Raw genomic sequence first — 24,249 nt, 5'->3', positions numbered from 1 at the left:
AAAATTTTGCTTAAATTATTTAGCCTTTTTTAGTAAGGTGTAGTTAATAAATTCTTGTCCTCTCAAATAAACAAGATTCTGTTTCAATTCTTTATAACCCATTTTTTCAAAAAAAGCTTTTGCTGTAATCGAAGAATTAACGCTAAACATAAGAGCCTGAGAACTTTTTTCCAAATCCTTTAACAATTGCTGACCAACTCCCTGCCTTTGATAATCTGCACTTATGTAAAACAAATCAATATAACCTCTATCATCAATATTACCAAAACCGACTATCTCATCTTGATTAACTACAAGCCTTGAATTCGTAGCCAACAAATTATCATTAAAGCTTAGCTTATCGACTTTCGACCAAGCCTCTACTTGAGCTAAATCATAGTCAGCAATATTTATCTCAAAAATAGTCTTTTTAAAAAGCCTGATAATTTCTTCCAAATCTTTTGGCTTATAGTCTCTAATAATCAACAATATCCACTTTCTAGTCTTACTTATTATCTTCTTATCCAAATTTATCAACTCAGACACTTGATTTTTAAACAAGAATCAATAATAAATTTGCTTCACCTAATATTATAACAGAAATCACACAAATAATTTCATAAAGTTATATTTTGTCCGTTTTTGTAATATTAATTTTTATTCTTTCCTAAATCTTTAAATTAATAAATAAAAAAAACACATAGAAATTAAACTATGGGTTTATAAAATCGAAAGATAGTTTTGGCACATATCCAGGTACAAACAAAGTTAGACTGACCTTTTATTGTGGTTGTCAGATAGGCACATTTTTGAGGTACTTTTATTTTACAAAAATATCTCAATCAATAGATTAACAAAGGTTAATAACAAATAAAACCAAATCTGCATATTAATGAGATAAAGCTTTTACATTTAAAACAAGTGTTCTGATTTAGTTCTTAATTATACAAAAACAATATCTCAAATAATATAATTCAACTTTTAGTATGGTTCAGTAGTTATGTTTAGAATATCGTTATACTTAGTTAAGCTAGATTAACCGTATATAATACTATTTGGTCACCGCTAGCGTCTTTTTTCAGGATATCCCTCTCCATAAATGATTAATAGTTTAGCTGATGGATAGCATAAACAATGAGTAATAAAATAAAAATTATTTCTATGATAATAGACACTCTGTCTTTATTCATAAACTTCTTTCTCAATTTGAAATTTTTTTATAAATCTTTTCAAGTCGATTCTTAGTTTTTGGGCATGTGATGTGTTAATTTAATAGAGATAAAGATAAGCTTTTTCCTTCAACTACTTTTAACTGACCATCTTCTAATTTTACAATGCAACTGTATTGATAATTTGATTCATCCCCAAATATAACAGTAGCTTTCTGTCCATCAGATAAAATGATGATATCCCCTTTTTTCATGATGTGAATCCTTTCTGATTTACTAAATTGGACTTGAGCTACCTCAACATTCTTTAAAATAAATAATCTGCCAGCTCTGAGTCTTTTTGGCCGTAGGATTTAAATTTTTACACCAAGATGGATAAAACCTCATAGCCATTTTCCCTTTTTGATTTTTATTAGCTAAAATTTTATTTTTGACAGCAACTTCTTTAGGAATTAAGAATATCCCTTGTTTTTCTTCATCAACTATTAAAATCGCTAACTCTTCTGGACTATCTATTTCTGTAAAGGGGCAATTAACATTGAGACTGTTTTTTTCCCAAAATGCAACAAAATATCCATCTTTTTTCGATGTTTTTTTGGCTAGTCGAGAACGTACAATTTTTTTATTACTAGTGAGTTGAATAACCATCCCTTCATATTCACTGTTTTGATTCTCATAGCCAAGAAACTCAAATTCCCCAAGTTCACGTTTTAAAATATTTATAGATTTCATAAAATTATAATTTTTCCCAACACATTTTGTATTTTCAAACTTAGTGTATTTTACCATGCTTTTTCTGAAAACGCCAAGATTGGGTAGGTGCGCAAAAAACGTTACAAATCTAGATGTGACATACTTACCCAATCTTTCACCATGTGTCCTTTGTATTAGTGAATTTACGCCTGGTGTACTATTTCTGTGTGTTATTCATCCAAGTTCAACACACAGGAATGATAAAGTTTTGAAGCTTTAGTGATTCAGCATAATTCTTATAACATCAGTATTAAACAAGAAATACCTTTTGAAATTTTAGTACTCTGTTAGAGTTAAAGACGATTAGCAAGGTTAGAAAAAAACCAATCACAGAAATTAAAGATAGAGAATAATATATTTTTTAGGTTTAAAATATACAACTGCAATAATAACCCTTGATGTAGCAGTGAAATAAGTAGGTCGCACTAACCTATAAATCAATCTATTTAGATATTAGGAAAATTACCATACATTCTCTCAATTCACTAGGGTATACTTTTTAAACTAACACTTTTTTCTGTTTTTTTATAATACAATTCTATCTCTAAGAGTTTTAGATAGCAAAAAAACACTGATTGAATGCCGTGTGCTCCTCCGTGTATTGAACCCGCTAAAACGCTAGGTGGGTGTTCTCGCTTCGCATCAGCTTCCCCTACTTTCGTTCGAGGTATTACGCTACCGAATGTCTCATGAACCCCTATGCAATACAAATATAGTCGGTCAAAAAAATGAAAGAGCTCGCACATTCCAGTGCTTTTCTATGGTTCTATAATAACACTTTTTATCTTTTTTTTCAAGAGAAAGCGGTTAAATTTCAAGTCAGAAAATCCATTGATAAAAAGTTCTCTTTCTACTTGCTGTCATTTTTATATTTCTTAATCACTAGTTCGATTTCCAAAATTATTTTTTTATTTGATAGGCCCGTGACTTCTTCAATAAGCCTTTGAAGGTCCATTGTGCTAAGCTTTTCTTGAAGTTGAACCGACTGACTATCATTTTCATCCTGATAAGCAAAAATTTTTCCAACAATATCTAAATGATTTTGATAAGAGAGACCACGTTCATTTAATTCACGAATAGGGCGAATAAAGCGTTCGTCATAACCTAACTTTCGAATAGGTGTTCGTGCAACCCGCGTCACCTCATCAATAATTTTTGGATTAGCAAAGCGAGAGATAATCATTTGATGATAGCTAATCAAATCTTCTTCCGTAAAATATTGGGGCCATTTGGCTAAAAGTAAAGCGCGTGTTTCTTTCTGTACACCCTTTAAAGCACTTAAAATCTCTTTGTGCTGTAAACCTTCCAAAATTGTTTTATAACCTTTATATGCGCTAGAATAAGCGACTGTAGCGTGTCCTGAGTTTACAGAGAAAAGTTTACGCTCTATGAAAGGTTCAAGATTACTGGCATAATGAACGCCTTCAAGTTTAAAATTTTTATTTTTTATCTGACTCTCGTCAATCACCCACTCACAAAAGGGCTCTACTTCAACATAAAGAAGATCTTCATGCTTTTGACCAGGTACAATGCGATCAACGGCAGCATTAGGAAACCCTACGTAGTTTGCAAGGTAAACTTTATCAGAGTCTGATAAATATTCAGCCACCTTCTTTTCTAAAAACTCTGAGCCCCCAATCATATTTTCACAAGCAATAATATCTATTTGGACTTGCTTATTCTCTTCTTTACGTTTTTGAATACCTTTGGCAACAAGCTCAGCAATATAAGGCAAAATATTTGGTCCAATTGCTGTCGTTACTATATCAGCTTGAGCAATTGCCTCAATTACATCCTCAGGATTTTCACCATTGTTAATCCCAAATACTCCTGAAACAGAAATTTTTTCAGGACTACTACTTGCGATACCAATTTCATAAGAATGACGAGTATTAAGTTCATCAATTATCGCCTTATTCGTGTCAACGAAGTAAATCTCAAAGCCATTTTTACTTAGAATTTCCCCAATAAAACCACGACCAATATTTCCTGCACCAAAATGTACTGCTTTTTTCATCTTACTTACTGCTCCTTTATTTAGATAGTAAAAAGTTCAAATAGAATCTTCTAAAATTCCTTTACATAAGCAATTGTAAGCTTTTACATTGTGGTGGTAAATATAAAAAATGGCACCGAAAGTTGTGCCATTTTTTTGATTTTATCGATTAATTTTCAAAGTATTTTGCAATCTCCTCAACTGATTGAGCATCAGCCAGCTTTACAACATTGTCAACGTCAGCACAAAAAATTGAGATTTTTTGAATGAGATCAAGATGCTCATCTTCTATTCCTGCGATTCCAAAAAGCATCGTTGCTAGTTTAGGATTTTCTTCTGTTCCAAAATTTACTCCTCGAGGAACTTGGACAATTACGACTCCTGTTTTTAAAACTTCTTTTTTTGCTGAATCCGTCCCATGAGGAATCGCAATAAAATTACCCATATAAACCGATAATTCTTTATCTCTATCAAGCATCGCTGAAACATAATTTGAGTTGACGTATCCTCCATCAACCAACAATTTTCCACAATAATTAATTGCTTCTTCCTTATTTGAAAAATTTTGATTGATTTTAATAAGCTCTTTTTGGATTTCCATTTTTCTTCACCTTTCTTGGTTTACTAGGTTTACACGCGCCGTAAACCTAATCACCATACTGTTTAACAGCTTCTATGATTATTTCCCTTAGCAACTCACTAACAATTTCATAGTTACCGGAATCATATATTCTTGTATAAAGCTTATTTTCAATAATCGAACTTGAAAGTTTTCCGAGTAAATATGAAACATATTCTGGTACTTCTGGAGGTGCCAAAAGTAGTAAAACACGATTAATTTTTATCATTTGATGGTCCATTGCCATCCCCTCAATTTCCTGACTTAGCTCATAAATCTTGAATAGTGGACTTGAAATCGATGAATGAACTGCATGAAAAAGAGCAATATTGGTTTCAGGAATTGCCAGATGTGTCTCCCGAAATCTTTCTTCTATTAGTTCTGCTAATTCTCCATCATCTTCATTTACAGTTTTAGCGATTTGTTTTACAGTATCGCTCAACTTTGGCTGGTTTGAAAGTGTCTTAATTTCAAAAGTGCTTAAAATTTCATTACCAGTCGTAAATATGTCATTAAGATTTAAAAAGTTTCTTTGCTCTTTTGAATCAATAGTTAGCGTTCGCGATTTTTGTTGAATATGTCTTAATTGATGACGAATATTATCCAGATTTTTTTGATCTAACATTGGATTGATATAAAGATAATCAAACTCCTTCTCAGTAGTAAAAATAACATCATATTGGGATTTGACAACTTTCACAGAATTTTGAATGAGGTCTATTTTTTTTAAGAATGGAAAATTTTTCCTTAAGTTACTCATGACAAATTCACATGAAATCCGCCCACGATTACTTACGAGTGCTGAACGCAATGGTAAAACAAGGTCACTTCTTTCCAAGGTTGACACAAAATGAAGGGTTACAAAAGTGATTTCCATTTCTGAAAAATTTTTATCAAAAATCAGCTTCAATGATTCATTGACGGCTTTATAAATTTCTGGATTATCTTTCTTAATTTTTTTGATAAAATCATTTTCTTTTTTAGGAAAAAGAATGGGTAACATCTCTGATTCTTTGAGATGAGCATAAAGCAAACCATACAATCGGTCGTCTTTTCCAAATTCAATCTCAAGTTTTGTGGAAACCCGATCAATAATCTGACGAATTTTATAGGAGAAATCTGTATCAAATTTTTCCATAGATAATAATTCTCGGCCAAATCCAAAATATAAAATTTCATAGACCGAAGCAAGATAAGTAATCTCAGATACAACAAATTTTGTTACTGACAGCTCTGTCAGTAATTTATTAACAAAGTTCAACGCTCCTTTGCTTGGACTACTAAGACTCTCACTTGTGATGAAATATCCCTCGTCTATCCGGATTAGAGTTGTTACAAGAAAGAGTTCCATCAGCACTCTCACTTTATCTGTCATATCTTCTGGCAAGATTAGGGATTCAAAAGCATCATAAGCTTGCTTAAATTTATCTAAGTCCAAGATACTTAAAAGTTTATTGTCTGAAAGTTGATTACTAATCAATTCTTGAAGCGATGCAGAATTATATATTGCAGCCACAAATACTGACCGAATATTCTCTTCTAATCCCTCAATCTTTAGGCCCCGCTCCCTTATTAATGAAATTTCATTTTCAAGTAAGGTCTGTTCTAATTGTCTCAAATCATTCGTGACCGTTGGCTGACTAATACCAAAATAATCCGTCAATGACAAAATGGATGCTTTATTTTCAATCAATAAAAGTATCTCACCGTACAAGCGCTCAGTCATCGTATATTCTACTAGTTCATGAGCTTGAGAAAGTTGCTTTATATCTCCTTTTATAAAATATCCTTCCTCAGAAGTTTGTAAACTTATCTCTTCTGGTAAAGATTTTTGTAAGTTATTTAAATCGCGATAAAGGGTTCTGCGACTTGTTCCTGTTATTTCCATCATTTCTGATATCGTAAGCGTTCCACGTTTCAAAAATGTATGGATTAATTTTTGCTCACGACTTGTTAAAAACATAAATATTCCTTTTTGTTTTGATTTCTACTTATTCACTAATCAGCTAATCAATTGATTTTTTATTTGTTCATTCGATTTACCATATTGATGTATTCTGGAGTAGTAATCAAAGACTCAACGGAAAGATGTTGAGCATTTGGAGCTTTCTGTTTTGCTATTGTCGTGAATTCTTCTTTTGTAACGATCATGATGTTTTTAGCATTAAATGCGCCTAATCCAATAAATTCAACATCAGAAATAGGAATCTTGACATCATGTCTGCTAAAAATTGCCTGTAAGGTTTCTTTGCCCATAGTACTTGAACCAATGTGTAAACCATCATGAGCGAAAACAACTTCATCAATTTGATTCAAATCTATCTCTTCTCTACTGACCAAGTCGTCAGCAATGATAGGTTCACTGAAAGCTTCGTCAGTATTCATTAGATTACTGATAATTTCATCGTAACGAGGTGAGTTAAGGAAATTAGCCACTGAATATCTATGAGCATCAGGAGCCATTGTCGCAGCTCTTGGCGCAAGTTCCTCTTGTGTGACGACAATTGTGTCAGAACCGGCTTTTAAGTTAGCAATGGCGACATTCGTAACATCTTGCCCCAAACCAGCTTTTTTGACTTTATTTCTCAAAATAGAAGCCCCCATGGCCGATGAACCCATTCCCGCATCACAAGCAAAAATGATGTGTTTAATCGCAGAAAAATCGACATGGTCAGTAACAATATTGCTGACAGAGTCTTGTCCCTTACTGACAGCCTTATCAGTAGCTACTCCTACTTTGGCATTTTCAAAAGCAGAATCATCAATCATCGATTTATCTCGTTTTAAAATGAAGGCTGCTACAAGAAAAGAGATAATTGCTGCTACAGCAATCCCTGCCCAGACACAAAGAACATTTGCAAAGCCACCCGCTGATTTACCAGATGCCATTCCCGTGATTGCAATAATCGAACCAGGTGAAGCAGGAGCTGCAAGACCAGAACCTAATAAGTTATTTGTTAAAGTTCCAGACACCCCGCCAGCCATGACGGCAAAAAAGAGAGCAGGTTTCATCATGACATAAGGAAAGTAAATTTCATGGATTCCACCAACAAATTGAATTAAAATCGCACCAGGTGCTGTTGCTTTAGCTGAACCCTTACCAAAAAGCATAAAGGCAATCAGAATTCCAAGCCCTGGACCGGGATTAGCTTCCAATAAAAATAGAAGTGATTTCCCATTTTCAGAAACCTGTTGAATTCCTAAAGGTGATAAGATTCCCTGATTGATTGCATTATTTAAAAATAAAATTTTCGCTGGCTCAATAAAAAGATTAGCAAGAGGAATCAAATGGTTAGAGATTAAAAAGTCTACGCCATGTCCCATCACATCTGTTAGCCAAGCCACAAGTGGGCCAACCACTTTAACAGCAAAAAGAGATAAACCAAATCCCACTAAGCCTGCTGAAAAGTTATTTATAAGCATTTCAAGGCCCGCTTTAATATGTGGTTGAATATATTCATCAAATTTTTTAATTAACCAAGCGCCAAAAGGTCCTAAAATCATCGCTCCTAAAATCATAGGAACATTTCCTTTAGCATTCAGACCACCTACAGAAATACTAGCTGTCGCAATTATTGAACCAAAGGTTGCAATCGCACCAACTACTCCTCCACGGTGCTCATAAATATTTTTCCCACCGGTATAACCAATCATTAAGGGAATAAGAAAAGCAAGCATGGGACTAACCATCGCTGCAAAAATTTTATTAGGTGTAAAACCATCAGGAATGAAGAACATCGTCAACACCCCCCAGGCAATTAAAACAGGAATATTGGGCATTACCATATTAGATAATGCAGTACCAAGTTTTTGAACTCGTACTTTTAAGCTTACAGTATCAGTCATTTCAGACTCCTTTACATAGTAACTAATATAATTATATTGTAATCGCTATCAATAAGGCTGTAAATAAAAATCCTGACACAAAAGGACGTGCCAAGATTTATTAATGAAATTTATAAAATAAAAAAGTCACCCTTAGGTGACTTAGTTACTGCGGATGTCAGACTCGAACTGACGACATCATGATTAACAGTCATGCGCTACTACCAACTGAGCTAATCCGCAATGTAAACTTGGCATCGTCTTTATCTCCCAGGGGGCAACCCCCAAGTACTTCCAGCGCAATAGGACTTGACTTCTGTGTTCGACATGGGAACAGGTATATCTCCTATGCAATTAATACCAAATATGGGAATTCCAGGATTCGAACCTGGGACCCCTGCGTTATCAACACAGTGCTCTAACCAACTGAGCTAAACTCCCATATTAAGTTAACTAAGCGGATGACGAGAATCGAACTCGCGTAGCCAGCTTGGAAGGCTGGGGTTCTACCATTAAACTACATCCGCTAACAAAGAATGGCGCGAGACGGAATCGAACCGCCGACACATGGAGCTTCAATCCATTGCTCTACCAACTGAGCTACCGAGCCTTTAATTGCGGGAATAGGATTTGAACCTATGACCTTCGGGTTATGAGCCCGACGAGCTACCTAGCTGCTCCATCCCGCGATAATTAAAAAGGAGGATGTGGGATTCGAACCCACGCACGCTTTTACACGCCTGACGGTTTTCAAGACCGTTCCCTTCAGCCGGACTTGGGTAATCCTCCAGATATAGTCCGTACGGGATTCGAACCCGTGTTACCGCCGTGAAAAGGCGGTGTCTTAACCCCTTGACCAACGGACCATATATTGTTGTGCTGTCTCAAACAGTACTTTTCTATTATACACTTTTATATTTTTTTGTCAAGAATAAACTGTGTTAACTTTTCAAAATAATATATTTAATTCATAATAAGAAAGTCAGTCGTCTCAAACGACAACTATTTAATTATATCAAAATAATATTTTTTGTCAAGAATAAACTAAATGAATTATTCTAAAGCATAAAAAAAAAGAAAAACAGCCTTAATTGGCTGTTTCATCTTCCGATTTTTCCTTATTTTCTTCTGGTTTAGAATCTGTTTTTTCTTCACCATTATAGATATTAATGTTTGAAAAATCATCAACATTCGCATTTGCATCTTTGAGAGATTCTTCAAATGTTTTTGGTTCTGGTACTTCTGCTGCAGCTGCTTCATCAGGCATTTTACCTGTTGTAAAGAGCGACATGATTTGTTTCGCATCGAGCGTTTCGTATTTAAGCAGAGCTTGCGCAATTGCTTTATGTTGTTCACGATGTGTTTCAATTGCTTCTTTAGCACGGTCATAAGCTTCACCAAGAATACGACGCACTTCATCATCAATCATAACAGCAGTAGCTTCTGAGTAAGTCTTAGTCTGACCATAGTCACGACCGATAAATACTTGATGGTCTCCTTCATAAGATACCATACCAAGTTTCTTAGACATCCCATATTCAGTTACCATTGAACGAGCAATGTGTGTTGCTTTTTCAATGTCATTTGATGCACCTGGAGTAGCTACACCAAAGACAATTTCTTCACCAAGTCGTCCACCCATAAGGCTGGCAAGTTGATCTTGGAGATGAAGATTAGTTGGTTGCATGATTTCTTCATCTGGAAGAGCAAGCATGTAACCACCGATACGTCCACGAGGGACAACGGTAACTTTACGAACAGTAGATCCATTTTCAAGAACGAGACCAACAATAGCATGACCTGCTTCGTGATAAGCCACGATTTCACGCTCGCGCATTGATTGAATACGATCTTTCTTAGCAGGACCAGCCATTGCACGGTCCATTCCTTCATCAATATCAGCAGCATTGATTTCTTTTTTATTTTGACGTGCAGCAACAAGAGCAGCTTCATTCAAAACATTTTCCAAATCAGCTCCGACATAACCAGGAGTTTGTGTAGCAACAGTGTGTAAATCAACATCACTTGCTAAAGGTTTGTTTTTAGCATGGACTTTAAGGACAGCTTCACGACCTTTAACATCTGGTGCTCCGACCAAAACTTTACGGTCAAAACGACCTGGACGTAAAAGCGCTGGGTCAAGCACATCTGAACGGTTAGTTGCAGCAATAACGATTACTGAGTTTCCATCATCTTGGAATCCGTCCATTTCAACAAGCAATTGGTTGAGGGTTTGTTCCCGTTCATCATTACCCCCACCTAAACCTGCACCACGTTGGCGACCAACAGCATCAATTTCATCGATGAAAATGATTGATGGAGCAGTTTTCTTCGCATTTTCAAATAAATCACGAACACGTGAAGCTCCGACTCCGACAAACATTTCAACGAAATCAGAACCTGAGATACTATAGAAAGGAACTCCTGCTTCACCGGCAACAGCCTTAGCAAGCAAAGTTTTACCTGTACCCGGAGGGCCTTCAAGGAGAACACCTGCTGGGATACGAGCACCTAAATCATGATATTTTTTCGGATTTTTAAGGAAGTCAACAACTTCAACAAGCTCTTGTTTTTCCTCTTCAGAACCGGCAACATCAGCAAAACGAACTTTAGATGTTTTACCATCTTGTTGTTTAGCACGAGATTTACCGAAGGACATCGGATTTCCACCGCCGCCTCCGCCACGAGCGCCCATTCCACCCATCATGAGCCAGAAGATACCAACAAATAAAAGCATTGGGATGATATATGAGAGAATTTGAACCCACATACCGCTTGATGACGCTTGAACGACACTAAGTTTTACATCATTACTTTTAGCTGCATTTTGGATATCTTTGACAACACTGTCAGTTGGAATAATATAAGCTTGGAAGTTTTTAACTTCACTTGTAGTGTTACCTAAAAGTGGGAAATTGTTTGTTCCTTTTACTTTTACAGGTTTTTTATACTCACCTGTTACAGTAATTAAGCTATCTGATGGTTGCATTGTGACGTTTTCAATATTATTATCATCAAGTTTAGTCATCAATTGTGAATAGCTAATTTTATCCACTCCTGATTGATTACTACTGAAGAAGAAATTGAAACCGACAACAACAACAATAGCCAATATAACCCACATTAAGATATTTTTTACAAAATTTCCTTGTCTTGGTTGTTTGTTGTTATTCATATTTTCCTTATCTTTTGTTTATTTATTATTAGAAAAGCCAAGAATTTACTTCTTAGTATCACTGGTAATAAAGGATACAAGCTAATCAATAACAGCTATACCTAGTTATAGCATATTTCCTTTTGGAATGCTAATAGTAAGTATTGGTCAGAGATTTTTTCATACTTTAGTCTGAGAAAATTTTTAACCTACTTAAATCAATGAATTATTTACTATAAACCTCAGGCTTCAAAACCCCGACATATGGGAGGTTACGGTAGTTTTCTTCGTAGTCCAAACCAAAGCCAACAACAAATTCATTTGGAATGGTAAATCCTGAATAATCTGGTTTAATTTCAACAATTCTTCCTTCTGGTTTGTCAAGAAGTGTTACAATTTTTACGTTTGCTCCACGATGTTCCAAAAGTTCTTTTAGATATTTTAAAGTGCGACCTGTGTCGATAATATCTTCAACAATCAAGATTTCACGACCTTTAACCGCTGTATCAACGTCTAAAATCAATTTTACTTCACCAGAAGATTTTGTTCCTCCGTGATAGCTTGATACGGTCATAAAATCAGTTTCAAGATGACAATCAATATGTTTGATTAGTTCAGCTAAGAAAGGAACTGACCCACGAAGAATCCCTAAAACTAAAGGATTTTTCCCTTCGTATTCTTTTGTTAATATTTCTCCAAGTTCTTTGGATTTTTCAATAATTTCTTCTTCTGAAACTAGTACTTTTTCAATGGCCTTATCAAGATTTTTTTCGAGCATCGTTGATTTCCTCTCCTATACTGGGTTTGACCCATAATATTCTTCTAATTTTATCATTTTTGAGCGCTTTACTCAAATCAGAGCATGCGACTCCGACGATTGCGTAAAGTTTTTTTTCGACAAAGATGAGAGGGCTCTCACGTGCTTGTAAGGGAACATGATTGTCAATAAAAAACTTTCGTAATTTTTTATGGTGACCATTAATCAATATTTGATCACCAGGTTGTCGCTTGCGAATTTCTAATCGCCCTTCTAAAGGTAAGTATACTTCCATAAAACTTGCATCGTTAGGATTTTCACTTAAAATTTCGAGTGAAGGTGTGATTATCCGCCTTTTTTCAATATAAAAGTAATCTTTGGTCTTCACAAACTGAAAATCTTTATTCAATTGAGCAGAATATTGTTGTGGACGTCTGATAATATGTAAGATTTCTTCAAATTTTTTCTTACTTACTTTTATTTCTGGGTACTGAGCAAAAAATGCTTGTAAAATGAAGTGCTGTAATTCTTTTGTTTGAGAAATAAATTTGTGATAAGAGATTTTTTTATCAATAATTTCAAGTTCCGAAATTCTTTGATTAATCACTGTTAAGGCCATTTTTATTTCTGAGCTTAAATCACTGATTGCCTGAGAAAATTGCGGATTTTCTTTTGTTAATTCGGGAATAAGCTGATTACGTATTCTATTTCTAAAATAATCTACTCCTTGATTGGTCGAATCTTCATAAAAGACCGCCGCATCAAGCTCTTCTTTTGTAAATTTGAGTAAAGGGCGAATTAACTGTCCCTTAGCAAAAGGTTGACAGTCAGCAATTCCCTGTAAACTTCTCAAAGGACGTCCAGTAATTTGACGCATTAATACAGTTTCAACGACATCGCCTTGATGGTGTGCAGTCAGAAGAACATCATAATTTTCAGCTATCATTATTTTTTCAAAAAAGTGGTAGCGAAACTCCCGAGCTTTTTGCTCTGTAAACTCTCCTGTAAATCTGTCAACAAAAATTGGAATCTCTAGGTCACTGGCCATTTTACGTAAGGCTTGTTCTTCAAAGTCTGATTCGGGTCGTAAGCCATGATTAATGTGAGCTATTCCCAATTCTATATGGAGCTTTGCTCTAAGCTCATAGAGCCAATTAAAGAGGGTCATTGAGTCTTTACCGCCTGATAAAGCCAGTAAAATTTTCGAATTTTCCGCAAAGTATTTTTCTTTAGTTACTATTTTTAGAAATTTAAGTTGAGCTGGTGTCATTTCATAACTCCATAAACATCTTGTGAAATATTCTTTATTTCATCATCACTTCCACCATTTGTTTCAATGACCAAAAGGTAGGGCTCACTTGTAAAGATAATGGCTGCATCGTGATTATCTGTATCCGCACCACCTATTTTATGTGCTACTGGAACATTTTTAGGAATAGCTGCTTTTATTTTTACATCATCAAAATCAGTATCAAATAGAGCATTAAATGAAGCTCCTCCTTCATTATAAAGCGCTTCTAACATTTTACCAACCATCTGAGCAGAAGCATTTCGTTCTTTTGGATTCCATTCTTGTCCAGCAATTTTGTTGATTTCTTTTTGATAATTTGGATTAAATTCTTGGGTTTCATAGTAAGCAAGCATGTTACTTCCTACATTATCTGAAAGTTTTGCCGTTCTATTTATGATGTCTTGCAGACTATAATATTTATTGTCTGCTGTCTTTGGCAGGTTTCCTGTCCCTTCTGGTTTGTAACTTCCATAAAAAGTATTAATGGTTGGTGTATACAAAAGTTTGTCATCAAGAGAAGCCAATCCTTCATTGAGCCTTTTCTGAGTCCAATAAAGAATTGGAATTTTAGAAAGACTTGCTGAATACATTTCTTGATTTTGATTTACACCAGCTGTAAACTTGTCATTAAGTTCTTTTACATAAATTGAATATTTCTTATCATTATATTTTTTATTTAGTAGGGTTTGAACTTGCTGTATTTTAGGATTTTCTAAGGAAATATCATCTTCTGAAACCCAGCCTTTTTGACCACTCTCCAATGAAATTTCATAATAAGTTCCCCAGTTAGTTTTAGCGATTTTGTCCGCCAAAATTTGATGTGTCCCATTCAGCGTTGTCATTACTTGGTTATCGTAAGTGGTTACTGGATTGTAAAATACGTTGACACTTTTATTAGTATAGATAGTTCTATTTGTATTTTCCCGAGAAATAGTGACATCTGAGATAATATTTTTCTTGTCAGCTAAAATATATTTTCCATCCTTGAGTTTAAAAGCTTTCCCAGCAATTTCTGAAATATCTAACTGCGTTTTAGCGGAAAGCTTTCCTACAGATTTTGTCAATTGTTCATCTTCATAGAGTTCTAGGTCTTGAAGAGCCACGGCTCTTGGAGGAATTGAGTCCCAAGTTTCTTTTTCTGTAACTTTATCTGCTACGACAATATTTTTAGGTTTACTGACCGCTTTGTCAGCAAAATATCTTGATTGCGGGAAAGCAAAAAAGCCCGGAATGATCATCAAAAGCATCACCAAGGCTACCCCGCTATTAATTTTTATTCTTTGTTTTTGCATGATTAAAACCTTGCCCAACATCTTATTCATTCCATAGAATAATTTCTGTTGTAATCTTTATCTTTTTAATTCCTAGAATTTTTCATAAAATAGGTGCTATTTTTAGTCAATAGAATAATCAAAGAAGAAACTAAATAACTTTCTAAAAGTAAGAAAGTTATTTAGTTTAATTCGCGATTTTTTTGTTCAAGCTCTGTAATTCTTTGCTGACTACTTTCCAAAAATTCAGCATAGACATTTTTGAAATTTTTTTCTTGGTAGTTTAAATCGATTTTTCCATCTTCATGTACTTTGAAAACTTCAACACCAATCAAATCACCAATTTGAACTTTTGGATGATTCTTTGGAAACTGTGACCAACGCAAAAGTCCACTATTTTTACTGACAGTTTTGTCAGTACTTTTTTTGATTTCGTCAGTAAGTTCATCAGCAGAAATTTTTACAAAAAGTCCAAATCTTGTAATATTTTCAACTTGTCCAATCATTAATTTGACCCGTTATTTCCAATTAAAGGACTGTCGGTAGTGAAAACTTTTTCGTCACTTTGAGAATATTCTTGCCCATCACTACGAGCAAATTTTTGCAGATAGTTAGGGTCTTGCAGTTTATTGATTTCTGCTTTTTTTATTGTTACTTCTTTAGAAAGACTTTCATATTGTTTCTTTGCATTCTGTTCTAAAGCCACTTGCTTATGCAAAGTTTCATATGATTTTATCAAACTCATACTTGTTAGACTGAAAAGTAAGATTGCCACAATCAAAATAAGTCCCAAGTGTTTTCTTTTTGGTACTACTGTTAGATTTCTTTTTTTCTGATTTTGACTATATTTATTATTTAGTTGAATCACTTGTTTTGCCATGACACCCTCCAATCCACTTTGTGATGATAATCATTCTATTTCTTCTGTTATGCGTGTTTCACTGATGAGTTCATACATTTTATCAGCATCTTCTTTACGTGTAAATTCTTTTAATTCAGTCACTCGAACTTCAACGATTTTATTTCCAAAACGGATTTCAATCGTATCATTGAATTTTACATCGGACGAAGATTTCGCTAACTTTCCATTAATTTTAATCCGACCTTTGTCGGCAACTTCTTTCGCAACTGGACGACGTTTAATCAAGCGCGAAACTTTTAAAAACTTATCTAATCTCATGGATAGATTATAACATATTTCATTTTGTTTGAAAATGCCTTTATTTATAATAATAAAGCTCTATCAGTAATGACAGAGCTTTATTATTTTACTGACAGGTTAATCAGTCTATTTTCTTAATTATTTTGAACGTTTCAAGGCCAAATACTCTGCTCGTGCAGCCTTGGCATCTTGTTTCATTGTTGGGTATGCTTTCTTTATATCACTTGCTGAAATAAAGAAAAAAACAATTGCAATGATTTCAATAGGAAGTACAATAAGACTCGCAACCCCAAGTGAAATTTCTCCTGTTCCCCCAGATGATATCTCGCTGACCAGCAAAATTGTAATAACTACGCCCATAGCTTGAGCTATATACATCAAGATTGGAGCCACATGTTTCCTATTTCGGACTAACTCCAACTTACTAGCCCAAACATGCGCAAATATAACAAAAACAAAAATGATTATTCCAAGACTTCCTCTATTGTAACCTATGAAAGAAAGTAGAAAAACAATTAAAATAAAGATAGGAATCGTAAGATAATACGAATAGGTTTGATAGGGGCGACTTTTTTCTTTTAATTCCATTTTAGCTGTTTTTAAATCCACTTTTATAAAATCTCCTTCAAGGCAAGAGTTATTACTTTTATCAAAAATTTTTAATTACATATCAAGATTTATTCCTCTTTAATATGTTTTATTTCCAAAAAGTTTTTAAACTATATTTTTTAAGTATTATATAAAAATATTGTATCATAATTATCTTTATTTTACAAAACAATTACTATATATTGTCGTAATGGTCTCTTATTGTTGATAATTCTTCTACAAAATTCATTATTTCACTCAAAAGCACAACGGAATTTCTATTTTCTATTTTCAAGCGGAAAGTCATTTTGCCATATTTTTCACCAACAGAAGCTTTCATGCTTGTTTTGGCCAAAGCCTTAAAATAATCTTGTGGATCATAGGTTGTATTAGCTACTTTTTCTAAAGTGACAGTTATTTCAAATCGAGATTTCTCAATTTTTTCGACTAGAGCATTGTCAGCAAAATGTTTTAAGAGACCAATTTCCAGAAGATAAGCGACTTCATCTGGATATTCTCCAAAACGGTCAACCAATTCTTCTTGTAGTTCTTCATAAATCTCACGACTATCAATCTGACGAATTCGTTTATAAATTTCAATTTTTTGACGTTCATCAGAAATATAATAAGCAGGAATAAAGGCATCCAATTCCAAAGAAATTTCCACATTTGAGGTCCGTTTTTGCTTACTTGTGCCAAGTTTGGTATGAATAGCCTCTTCTAAGAGTTGTGAATACAAATCAAAACCGACAGAATCAATAAATCCTGATTGTTCACTCCCAAGTAAATTACCAGCCCCACGGATAGACAAATCACGCATAGCAATCTTGAAACCTGAACCTAATTCAGTAAAACCTTTAATTGCTTCTAAACGTTTTTCCGAAACTTCGGATAATATCTTTTCAGGTCGGTACATAAAGTAAGCATAAGCCACCCGATTTGAACGTCCCACACGACCGCGCAGTTGATAAAGTTGTGACAAGCCCATCATATCCGCATTTTCGATGAAAAGTGTATTAGAATTTGGAATATCAACACCTGTTTCAATGATTGTTGTTGCAACAAGTACATCATAATCGCCAGCAATAAAGGCAAGTAAAGTATTTTCCAGCTGTACTTCGGTCATTTGACCATGTATAAAGCCAATTCTAGCTTCGGGGATTAATTCTTCTAATTGTGAAACCTTTTGCTCAATCGTGTCAACTCTATTGTAAACATAATAAACCTGTCCACCACGAGATATTTCTCTCAAAATGGCATCACGAACCACACCGTAGTTTGTTTCCATGACATAGGTTTGAACAGGATAACGGTTGGTTGGTGGTGTTTCAATAACTGACAAATCACGAATTCCAAGCATTGACATATGGAGTGTCCTAGGAATAGGTGTCGCTGTCAATGTCAAAACATCAACTTGAGTTTTCAATTCTTTCAGACGCTCTTTATGCTTAACTCCAAAACGTTGTTCTTCATCAATAATCATCAAACCTAAATCAAAAAATTCAACATCTTTAGAAAGCAAACGGTGGGTTCCAATAATTAAATCAACTCGTCCTTTTTTCAATTTAGCTAGAATTTCAGTTTGTTGTGTTTTGGTTTGAAAACGACTGAGAACCTCAACATTCACTCCAAAGTTAATAAAACGTTCGGTAAAATTATTGAAATGCTGTTCAGCAAGGACTGTTGTTGGCACAAGGACCGCAACTTGTTTCCCATCATTTATAGATTTGAAAGCTGCTCGCATCGCAACTTCTGTCTTACCAAAACCAACGTCACCGACTAACAAACGATCCATTGGGCGTTCAAGTTCCATATCATGCTTAATTTCATTGATTGAACGGATTTGGTCTTCCGTTTCAACATATGAAAAACCAGAATCAAATTCTTCTTGACTTGCATCGTCTGGTGAGAAGGCAAAACCTTTCTTGGCCTGACGTTCAGCATAAAGCTTAATCAAATCATCCGAAATATCTTCCACTTGTTTACTGACAGAAGACATGGTTTTACGCCAGCGCCCATCATTCAATTTGTTGATTTTAGGGCTTTTTCCTTCACCGGCTGTATACTTACTGAGTAAATCTAAGTGGTCAACTGGAACAGAAATTGTATCCCCATTTTGATATTGAATGGTCAGATAATCACGATGCATTCCTCCGACTTCAAGCGTTTGTAAACCTAAATATTTCCCAATCCCATGATTTTTATGGACAACAAAATCACCAACCGCGAGTTCATTATAATCTTTGAGTCTTTCAGCATTTGTAATATTTAGCTTGCGTGCCCTTTTCTTACGCATTTTGCCAAATATTTCATGCTCAGTCATGACGACTAATTTTTCATCAAGGAAATTAAATCCATTGGATAATTGTAAATCAATCAGATTGACTTTACCCACTTGAATAGATTCTCTGTCAACCTCTTGTAAACTTAAATCTAATTCATGGAGTGATTTACGGAGTTTTTCTGATGATACAGCTAGAACAACTGTAAACTCTTGTTTGATAAATCGTTCAACTTCGGTGTAAAAAAGTTCTAATTGACCGAAAAATTGTTGCATTGAATGTTGTTTGAAATTATAAAGTTGTTCAAATCTGAGATTTCCAAGTCCTTTTTGAAAATTTGAAAAGAAGGTAGCAGGCTTATAATTTCTAACTTTTGCCATTGTATCTAGCAAATAAGTTTGCCCTTCAAACCCTCTTTCCATGGCCTTTTCAGATAAAATGAAATCTGCTAATTCCATTTCTAACTTATTATTCATTTCATTTACTTTTTGAAAATCATCAATAAATATTTGAACATTTTTTGGAAAATAATTTAAAAGTGAAGTTTTTTTATCATAAAAATACTCGGCAAATTTTCGTAAGTCTTTGTGATAATAGTGATTTTGAGCTGCCGAAATCACTTCTTCCATATATGATTTTGCTGACGGGTCTGTCATAGCGGAGCCGTTGTGAGCTTGCTCGCTTACGGATAGGCTAGTTTGGTCACCCAGCAAATTTGTCATTTCTGTCAGTGATTTTGCACCCTTATCAAACTCATTGTCAGTCAAAATAAAATCACTAGCCGGATAAATTTCCAAACGCTCAAGACTTGTCAGTGAACGTTGACTCTCTACATCAAATGAACGAATCGTATCAACTTCATCACCAAAAAACTCTAAACGGACTGGATTTTCCGCGTCCAAAGGATAAATATCAACGATATCTCCTCGCATTGAAAATTCACCCGGCGTCATCACGCGCTGTGTCTTTTCATAACCTGCCTTTGATAGTAAATTAACTAAATTTGATAAGTCATATTCATCTCCAGAGGTCAGTAAAAGGTAATTTTCTAAAAAGTTTTCGGGGCTTGGTAAATAGCTTCGTAATGCCAAAAAAGGCACAACCAAAAATCCTGTTGCCCTTTCGTCAAGTAGGAAATTAAGTGCCTCAAGTCGGTAAGCAATGCGGTCTTTAGATGCTAGTGCAAACTCTGCATAGATATTATCATCAGAGAAAAATTGAAAAACTTTTTCTTCACCAAGCAAAGTTGACAGTTCATCATAAAGTTCATTCGCATGAAACTGGCTGTCAGTAACAATAATGTATTTGTCAGCAACATTTTCATAAGCATTCGCCATCACTAGGCTCTTTGCTGTTCCTGACAAACCTGTCAGTAAAGTTCGCTCACGCTTTGAAAATCCTTGTTGCCATTTTTGCAGTTGCCAATTTTGGTCAAAAAATTCAATAATATTCATTTAGTTAAATTTATTCATTGTCTTTTGAAAATCACCATTTTCAAGATAGAATTTCATTGCATCAACAGCTTTGAAAATTCCATCTTGAGCGATTTCCTTATCTTCATTGTCAAAACCAGAGAGTACATGATTCACAACTGTCATCCCATGTTTTGGACGGCCAATCCCAATTTTTACACGGTTGAATGTTTGACTTCCTACATGTGTAATAACTGATTTTATCCCATTTTGACCACCTGATGACCCTTTTTGTCTTAGACGCACGCGCCCAACTGGTGAATCCAAATCATCATGCATGATCGTTAAATCTGCTTCGTCTATATTATAATATTTCAAAAGTGGCGCCACTGCGCGACCTGATTCATTCATGAAAGTCAAAGGTTTCACGAGAAACAATTTTTCACCATTCACAAATGTTGACGCGACAAGCGACATAAAAGGTTTTTCCTCTTTAAAATCTACATTTAGCTCTTTTGCCAGTAAATCAAGTGCCATAAAACCCATGTTATGCTTCGTTTTTTCATATTTATCGCCTGGATTTCCCAAGCCAACAATCATTTTTGTCATTTTCTATTCTTTCTTCTCTATTTTTGAAAACTTTTTTATAAATTGCCGAATTTCTCTTTGATTTTTTAAAATAATAGTCTTTTTTTGTGCTTTTATCAATTCACTTCGGTCAATTTTTTGCCAAATAAACATCTGTCTTAACACCTGTAAACTTGGTCGATAAGTTGATTTCTCAAGTCCTATTTTTTGTTTTAAATATCTTTTAATCACTCGATATTTCAACAAAGTTTTAGGTAAATCCAAGTAAATAATCTTGTCAACTTTTGATAATAGCGGAATGAATTGCTCACGCAATGTATCCTCTATAATAAAATCGTTATTTTTAAAAATACACTCAATAGACTCGGAAATCTCTTTATCTGTTCGATGTCTTTCACCATCATGGACAACACTATCCAAGTGAAAGACACCTATTGAACTTTTTTCACTCAATTTCCTAGCTAAAGTTGATTTTCCAGAACCAACTGTCCCAACAATATAGATTTTCATTAGTTTAACCTACCAAAAATACTGACAGACTTGTCAGCTACGCTGACAATCCCTTTATTCACCGATAAAAAGCTCATTATTCAGTCGCTTTTTACTGACAGACTTGTCAGACTCGCTGACTAATCTTTTATCTACCACTTTTTATCTATCAGTAAATATTTCAATAAAAGCCAAAAGGCCGATTCATAAAAATCAGCAATTAAGTTTATTATAACATGTTTATTTACCTAGAGGAGCAAAAAAAAGACCCAATATTTCTATTGAGCCTTTTTAATTTTCATCACAGATCATTCCCCAATCTCAATAACTAAATCACTAATTTCTTTCAGATAAGAATCATGTGTCACAATGACAACCGTCTTTCCCTTATCAACTTCTTGACGCAAAAGAGCAATAACTTCATTTCTATTTTCTGTATCAAGCGAACCTGTTGGTTCATCTGCCAAAATCAGCTGACTTTCTTTTAATAAAGCCCGTGCAATTGCTACTCTTTGTTTCTCTCCACCAGAAAGACTATAAACTTTTGTATTCAATCGATGATTTATGCCTACTTGGAGTAACAAATTCTTCATCTTTTTTCGTTTTTCTTTTTTGGAAATTCTAGAATAAATCAGTGCTATCTCTAAATTTTTTTCGATTGTTTCATCTTCCAATAAAGCAAAGTTTTGAAAAAGATAGGAAATTTTATTTCTCCTCATCTTTAAAGCTAAGGAACTATTAAAAGGTGGTGCAAACTGACCGTTAAAATAATATTTCCCATCATCATAATCCTCAATTAAACCGATAATATTCAAAAGTGTTGACTTCCCCGCACCACTTGTCCCATAAATTGCGGTCATTTTCCCTTCTGGAATTTTTAAATTTAATTTATCAAAGATAATATGCCCTTTGTAACTTTTGGTCAGTTCTTCAATCTCAATCATTCTATTCTCCTTTCAAGACATTCAAAAATAGTCCTTTTTGTAGTTTTAGCAATATCAAAATAATAATCAAAATTTCTAAGACAAAATAAATTCCTAATGCTTCCAAAGTTATACCAACGTTAGTTTGGACCAAAGCAAAAACAAAGTATAAAGTTCCCTGCACAACCACTATTCCAAAAAGAGATTTATAGGTTTCAAAGAAAGACATTCCGTACAGCCTTTTTACTGCAATCTTCTTTTTATAAGTTTCAAAATAAAATGTAGTAGTTGCCAAAATCATCGAAAGAAAAATGATAATAATCAATCCATTTATAACAACGTAACTCCATACATTTCCAACTATTGATAAAGCAGTTGCTTTGTTCATACTATTTACCGTTACGATTGAGGGGTGAGTTTCTACCTCTCCCATTTCTTTCAAAAATGGTGTAATTTCTTTATAAGTTTTAACTTTTGAATCGTCAATTTTGAATTTTAAGACTGCATTATCTAAAAAGTCAGTATCCTTTAGCACATTTTGTGAGGTAAAAACTTTCGTTATATCTGGACGAGTTTTCCTACTCTTACCATCTAAAAGTTCTACTTTTTGATTATCTTTAATAAAATAGTATTTAATCTTAGAGCTATTAAATGAATCAACAAAGCTATATTCTTTTTTTATCTGAGATAGTTTTAATTTATCTTTTTCAGCAATCAAGACAATTCCTGATTTTTCTTGAGGATTAATTTTTATCCTTTTATTATCAGTAGAAATTATCGCAAACTTTGAAAGATAATTATCATTTACTTGTAGTACATCATCATTTCCACCATTGGCAGACATTAAATTAACATAAAGTCCTTTATGGTTCTCTGCATACTCAAATAATTTAAAAGATAACGGTTTTTTAGTGCTATTTAAACCATAACCGACATATTCTGGATAAAGAACAGCATATTCTTGTCCAATTTTTGAGGTTGTCGCTATATTAGCATTCACGAAATAAAGCAATGATGCAGTAGTAGAAACAGTCACTAAGAAGACAAAAGCTTTTACAGCGTAAAGAATATAGTAGCTGTATTTGAAAAAGGGCTTAGAATTAAGTTGATTTATAAGAGAAAAACTAGATACTACTGCTATTGAAACATATGAAAGAACAACCACCAATGCACTAAATAACAACATTTGAATCGTATAGTCAAAATTAAAAGATCTAAAAACTATCAAGCTTGCTATCATATAGGTCACTAAAGAAACAAAAGTAAATTCTTTTAAAAACAATTGTCGTCCAATTTTATAAGCACTCAGACCGTTTAATCGATAAATCGAAATTGTTCTATTGTTATCCACAAGCCAAACGTACAAAAATATAGTGAAAAAGATCATAGAGACAGTTATAAAGAAAATCAAATTACTATTATCATAAGATATAAAATCGGCAGAACTTGTCGGAGGATAATCATTAGGACGGATAGTTAATTTTTGTGGGTTCGTTTTTAAATTATATTTCTGATTAAGTTCCTTTGAAAACTCCTGAAGGTTTTTTTTAGATTTTTACTTGAAATGTAAAAATCACTATTTTCAAGCTGAACTGACGATATTTTAGATAAAGCTTCATTCAAAAATTCATAGGTAAATCCATGAGATAAAATGATTTTTTTATCACGTGGAGAGCTATTAGTTCTAAAAAATGTAACTTCATTCTTACCTTTTAATAGATTTGGAGTTCCATTATTGCTATTTTCAGTCCCAATATACACACTCCTAAAAAGAAAAGGTGTACCAGTTTTTTCTGATACACCTTTTACAAGAGAAACAAACTCTTTATTGGTGTCAACGGATGATGGGAGAAAAATTTGTCTATAACTTTGAACATTATATATTTTTGTAATTTTTGAATCTGCCAATTCATTTTTAGTGATATTGGCTGCAGAAAATGAAATTACAGAAAATAGAACAAGGAGTACAAATTTAATTACCTTATTCATCG

20 protein-coding genes, 7 tRNA genes, 1 rRNA gene and 1 pseudogene are annotated in these 24,249 nt (G+C 33.9%); all 29 read right to left on the bottom strand.

Annotation, left to right across the window (positions count from 1 at the left end):
- Window positions 1-15: 15 nt before the first annotated feature.
- The 29 genes and pseudogenes from RSC39_RS00190 to RSC39_RS00050 all read right to left on the bottom strand — a co-directional run bounded on the left by RSC39_RS00190 (window position 16) and on the right by RSC39_RS00050 (window position 24,247).
- The gene (locus RSC39_RS00190) at window positions 16-465 is read right to left on the bottom strand and encodes a GNAT family N-acetyltransferase (RefSeq protein WP_332534231.1); all 450 of its coding nucleotides are present in this window, start codon (window positions 463-465) and stop codon (window positions 16-18) included.
- Window positions 466-1,243: 778 nt separating this feature from the next.
- Entirely contained in the window at window positions 1,244-1,402 is a 159-nt protein-coding gene (locus RSC39_RS00185) for a hypothetical protein (RefSeq protein WP_063281579.1), read from the bottom strand.
- Window positions 1,403-1,445: 43 nt separating this feature from the next.
- Window positions 1,446-1,880, bottom strand: a complete 435-nt coding sequence (locus RSC39_RS00180) for a MepB family protein (protein ID WP_063281601.1) — start codon at window positions 1,878-1,880, stop codon at window positions 1,446-1,448.
- An 871-nt stretch (window positions 1,881-2,751) separates the two neighbouring features.
- Window positions 2,752-3,918 (bottom strand): mannitol-1-phosphate 5-dehydrogenase, encoded by a 1,167-nt coding sequence (locus RSC39_RS00175; protein ID WP_332534228.1) that lies wholly within the window; start codon window positions 3,916-3,918, stop codon window positions 2,752-2,754.
- Window positions 3,919-4,066: 148 nt separating this feature from the next.
- The gene (locus RSC39_RS00170) at window positions 4,067-4,498 is read right to left on the bottom strand and encodes a PTS sugar transporter subunit IIA (protein ID WP_063281582.1); all 432 of its coding nucleotides are present in this window, start codon (window positions 4,496-4,498) and stop codon (window positions 4,067-4,069) included.
- Window positions 4,499-4,544: 46 nt separating this feature from the next.
- Window positions 4,545-6,479, bottom strand: a complete 1,935-nt coding sequence (locus RSC39_RS00165; RefSeq protein ID WP_332534226.1) for a transcription antiterminator — start codon at window positions 6,477-6,479, stop codon at window positions 4,545-4,547.
- A gap of 59 nt (window positions 6,480-6,538) precedes the next feature.
- On the bottom strand, window positions 6,539-8,362 hold the full coding sequence (locus tag RSC39_RS00160) for a PTS transporter subunit EIIC (protein WP_332534224.1): 1,824 nt from the start codon (window positions 8,360-8,362) through the stop codon (window positions 6,539-6,541).
- A gap of 148 nt (window positions 8,363-8,510) precedes the next feature.
- Window positions 8,511-8,584, bottom strand: a tRNA-Asn gene (locus RSC39_RS00155).
- Between the two features lie 6 nt (window positions 8,585-8,590).
- A 5S ribosomal RNA gene (rrf, locus tag RSC39_RS00150) occupies window positions 8,591-8,706 on the bottom strand.
- 2 nt (window positions 8,707-8,708) lie between these two features.
- A tRNA-Ile gene (locus RSC39_RS00145) sits at window positions 8,709-8,782 on the bottom strand.
- A 15-nt stretch (window positions 8,783-8,797) separates the two neighbouring features.
- Window positions 8,798-8,868 (bottom strand) — tRNA-Gly (locus RSC39_RS00140).
- A 10-nt stretch (window positions 8,869-8,878) separates the two neighbouring features.
- A tRNA-Phe gene (locus RSC39_RS00135) sits at window positions 8,879-8,951 on the bottom strand.
- A gap of 5 nt (window positions 8,952-8,956) precedes the next feature.
- Window positions 8,957-9,030, bottom strand: a tRNA-Met gene (locus RSC39_RS00130).
- 10 nt (window positions 9,031-9,040) lie between these two features.
- Window positions 9,041-9,130 (bottom strand) — tRNA-Ser (locus tag RSC39_RS00125).
- A 5-nt stretch (window positions 9,131-9,135) separates the two neighbouring features.
- Window positions 9,136-9,207 (bottom strand) — tRNA-Glu (locus RSC39_RS00120).
- A gap of 221 nt (window positions 9,208-9,428) precedes the next feature.
- Window positions 9,429-11,516: an ATP-dependent zinc metalloprotease FtsH gene (gene ftsH, locus RSC39_RS00115; RefSeq protein WP_043736930.1), complete on the bottom strand. Its 2,088-nt coding sequence runs from the start codon at window positions 11,514-11,516 to the stop codon at window positions 9,429-9,431.
- Between the two features lie 205 nt (window positions 11,517-11,721).
- Window positions 11,722-12,273: a hypoxanthine phosphoribosyltransferase gene (gene hpt / locus RSC39_RS00110; protein ID WP_011675094.1), complete on the bottom strand. Its 552-nt coding sequence runs from the start codon at window positions 12,271-12,273 to the stop codon at window positions 11,722-11,724.
- On the bottom strand, window positions 12,254-13,522 hold the full coding sequence (tilS, locus tag RSC39_RS00105) for a tRNA lysidine(34) synthetase TilS (RefSeq protein WP_332534220.1): 1,269 nt from the start codon (window positions 13,520-13,522) through the stop codon (window positions 12,254-12,256). The genes hpt and tilS overlap by 20 nt, the downstream gene beginning before the upstream one ends.
- A complete protein-coding gene (locus tag RSC39_RS00100; RefSeq protein ID WP_332534657.1) occupies window positions 13,519-14,856 on the bottom strand; it encodes a serine hydrolase in 1,338 nt (445 codons plus the stop codon). The genes tilS and RSC39_RS00100 overlap by 4 nt, the downstream gene beginning before the upstream one ends.
- Before the next feature lie 140 nt (window positions 14,857-14,996).
- Window positions 14,997-15,320, bottom strand: coding sequence for a hypothetical protein (locus RSC39_RS00095; protein ID WP_011675091.1), 324 nt, complete (start codon window positions 15,318-15,320; stop codon window positions 14,997-14,999).
- A complete protein-coding gene (locus RSC39_RS00090; RefSeq protein ID WP_011675090.1) occupies window positions 15,320-15,694 on the bottom strand; it encodes a septum formation initiator family protein in 375 nt (124 codons plus the stop codon). The genes RSC39_RS00095 and RSC39_RS00090 overlap by 1 nt, the downstream gene beginning before the upstream one ends.
- Window positions 15,695-15,724: 30 nt before the next feature.
- A complete protein-coding gene (locus tag RSC39_RS00085) occupies window positions 15,725-15,994 on the bottom strand; it encodes an RNA-binding S4 domain-containing protein (protein ID WP_011675089.1) in 270 nt (89 codons plus the stop codon).
- A 120-nt stretch (window positions 15,995-16,114) separates the two neighbouring features.
- A complete protein-coding gene (locus RSC39_RS00080; protein WP_063281587.1) occupies window positions 16,115-16,585 on the bottom strand; it encodes a hypothetical protein in 471 nt (156 codons plus the stop codon).
- Between the two features lie 175 nt (window positions 16,586-16,760).
- Window positions 16,761-20,300, bottom strand: a complete 3,540-nt coding sequence (gene mfd / locus RSC39_RS00075) for a transcription-repair coupling factor (protein ID WP_332534217.1) — start codon at window positions 20,298-20,300, stop codon at window positions 16,761-16,763.
- On the bottom strand, window positions 20,301-20,867 hold the full coding sequence (gene pth / locus RSC39_RS00070) for an aminoacyl-tRNA hydrolase (protein WP_332534215.1): 567 nt from the start codon (window positions 20,865-20,867) through the stop codon (window positions 20,301-20,303). It lies immediately after the preceding gene.
- 3 nt (window positions 20,868-20,870) lie between these two features.
- Window positions 20,871-21,356, bottom strand: coding sequence for a hypothetical protein (locus RSC39_RS00065; protein WP_332534213.1), 486 nt, complete (start codon window positions 21,354-21,356; stop codon window positions 20,871-20,873).
- A 287-nt stretch (window positions 21,357-21,643) separates the two neighbouring features.
- The gene (locus RSC39_RS00060) at window positions 21,644-22,279 is read right to left on the bottom strand and encodes an ABC transporter ATP-binding protein (RefSeq protein ID WP_063281590.1); all 636 of its coding nucleotides are present in this window, start codon (window positions 22,277-22,279) and stop codon (window positions 21,644-21,646) included.
- A gap of 1 nt (window position 22,280) precedes the next feature.
- Window positions 22,281-23,735: pseudogene (locus RSC39_RS00055) on the bottom strand (DUF1430 domain-containing protein); the annotation flags it as partial.
- Between the two features lie 20 nt (window positions 23,736-23,755).
- Complete coding sequence (locus RSC39_RS00050; RefSeq protein ID WP_332534210.1) at window positions 23,756-24,247, bottom strand: hypothetical protein; 492 nt, start codon at window positions 24,245-24,247, stop codon at window positions 23,756-23,758.
- Window positions 24,248-24,249 lie beyond the last annotated feature (2 nt).

Origin of the sequence: Lactococcus sp. (genome assembly GCF_036648155.1) — a bacterium.
GTDB lineage: Bacteria > Bacillota > Bacilli > Lactobacillales > Streptococcaceae > Lactococcus > Lactococcus cremoris.
Note: the sequence above shows the minus strand (reverse complement) of the source record. Positions and strands in the feature narration are given on the sequence as shown.

What these genes read in the sequence shown, in the direction of transcription:
- tilS (WP_332534220.1), bottom strand. Translation starts at nt 13,522, where the DNA reads ATGACACCAGCTCAACTTAAATTTCTAAAAATAGTAACTAAAGAAAAA.
- RSC39_RS00170 (WP_063281582.1), bottom strand. Translation starts at nt 4,498, where the DNA reads ATGGAAATCCAAAAAGAGCTTATTAAAATCAATCAAAATTTTTCAAAT.
- RSC39_RS00180 (WP_063281601.1), bottom strand. Translation starts at nt 1,880, where the DNA reads ATGAAATCTATAAATATTTTAAAACGTGAACTTGGGGAATTTGAGTTT.
- RSC39_RS00165 (WP_332534226.1), bottom strand. Translation starts at nt 6,479, where the DNA reads ATGTTTTTAACAAGTCGTGAGCAAAAATTAATCCATACATTTTTGAAA.
- pth (WP_332534215.1), bottom strand. Translation starts at nt 20,867, where the DNA reads ATGACAAAAATGATTGTTGGCTTGGGAAATCCAGGCGATAAATATGAA.
- RSC39_RS00100 (WP_332534657.1), bottom strand. Translation starts at nt 14,856, where the DNA reads ATGTTGGGCAAGGTTTTAATCATGCAAAAACAAAGAATAAAAATTAAT.
- RSC39_RS00090 (WP_011675090.1), bottom strand. Translation starts at nt 15,694, where the DNA reads ATGGCAAAACAAGTGATTCAACTAAATAATAAATATAGTCAAAATCAG.
- RSC39_RS00065 (WP_332534213.1), bottom strand. Translation starts at nt 21,356, where the DNA reads ATGAAAATCTATATTGTTGGGACAGTTGGTTCTGGAAAATCAACTTTA.
- mfd (WP_332534217.1), bottom strand. Translation starts at nt 20,300, where the DNA reads ATGAATATTATTGAATTTTTTGACCAAAATTGGCAACTGCAAAAATGG.
- RSC39_RS00050 (WP_332534210.1), bottom strand. Translation starts at nt 24,247, where the DNA reads ATGAATAAGGTAATTAAATTTGTACTCCTTGTTCTATTTTCTGTAATT.
- RSC39_RS00185 (WP_063281579.1), bottom strand. Translation starts at nt 1,402, where the DNA reads ATGAAAAAAGGGGATATCATCATTTTATCTGATGGACAGAAAGCTACT.
- RSC39_RS00160 (WP_332534224.1), bottom strand. Translation starts at nt 8,362, where the DNA reads ATGACTGATACTGTAAGCTTAAAAGTACGAGTTCAAAAACTTGGTACT.
- hpt (WP_011675094.1), bottom strand. Translation starts at nt 12,273, where the DNA reads ATGCTCGAAAAAAATCTTGATAAGGCCATTGAAAAAGTACTAGTTTCA.
- RSC39_RS00175 (WP_332534228.1), bottom strand. Translation starts at nt 3,918, where the DNA reads ATGAAAAAAGCAGTACATTTTGGTGCAGGAAATATTGGTCGTGGTTTT.
- RSC39_RS00060 (WP_063281590.1), bottom strand. Translation starts at nt 22,279, where the DNA reads ATGATTGAGATTGAAGAACTGACCAAAAGTTACAAAGGGCATATTATC.
- ftsH (WP_043736930.1), bottom strand. Translation starts at nt 11,516, where the DNA reads ATGAATAACAACAAACAACCAAGACAAGGAAATTTTGTAAAAAATATC.
- RSC39_RS00085 (WP_011675089.1), bottom strand. Translation starts at nt 15,994, where the DNA reads ATGAGATTAGATAAGTTTTTAAAAGTTTCGCGCTTGATTAAACGTCGT.
- RSC39_RS00095 (WP_011675091.1), bottom strand. Translation starts at nt 15,320, where the DNA reads ATGATTGGACAAGTTGAAAATATTACAAGATTTGGACTTTTTGTAAAA.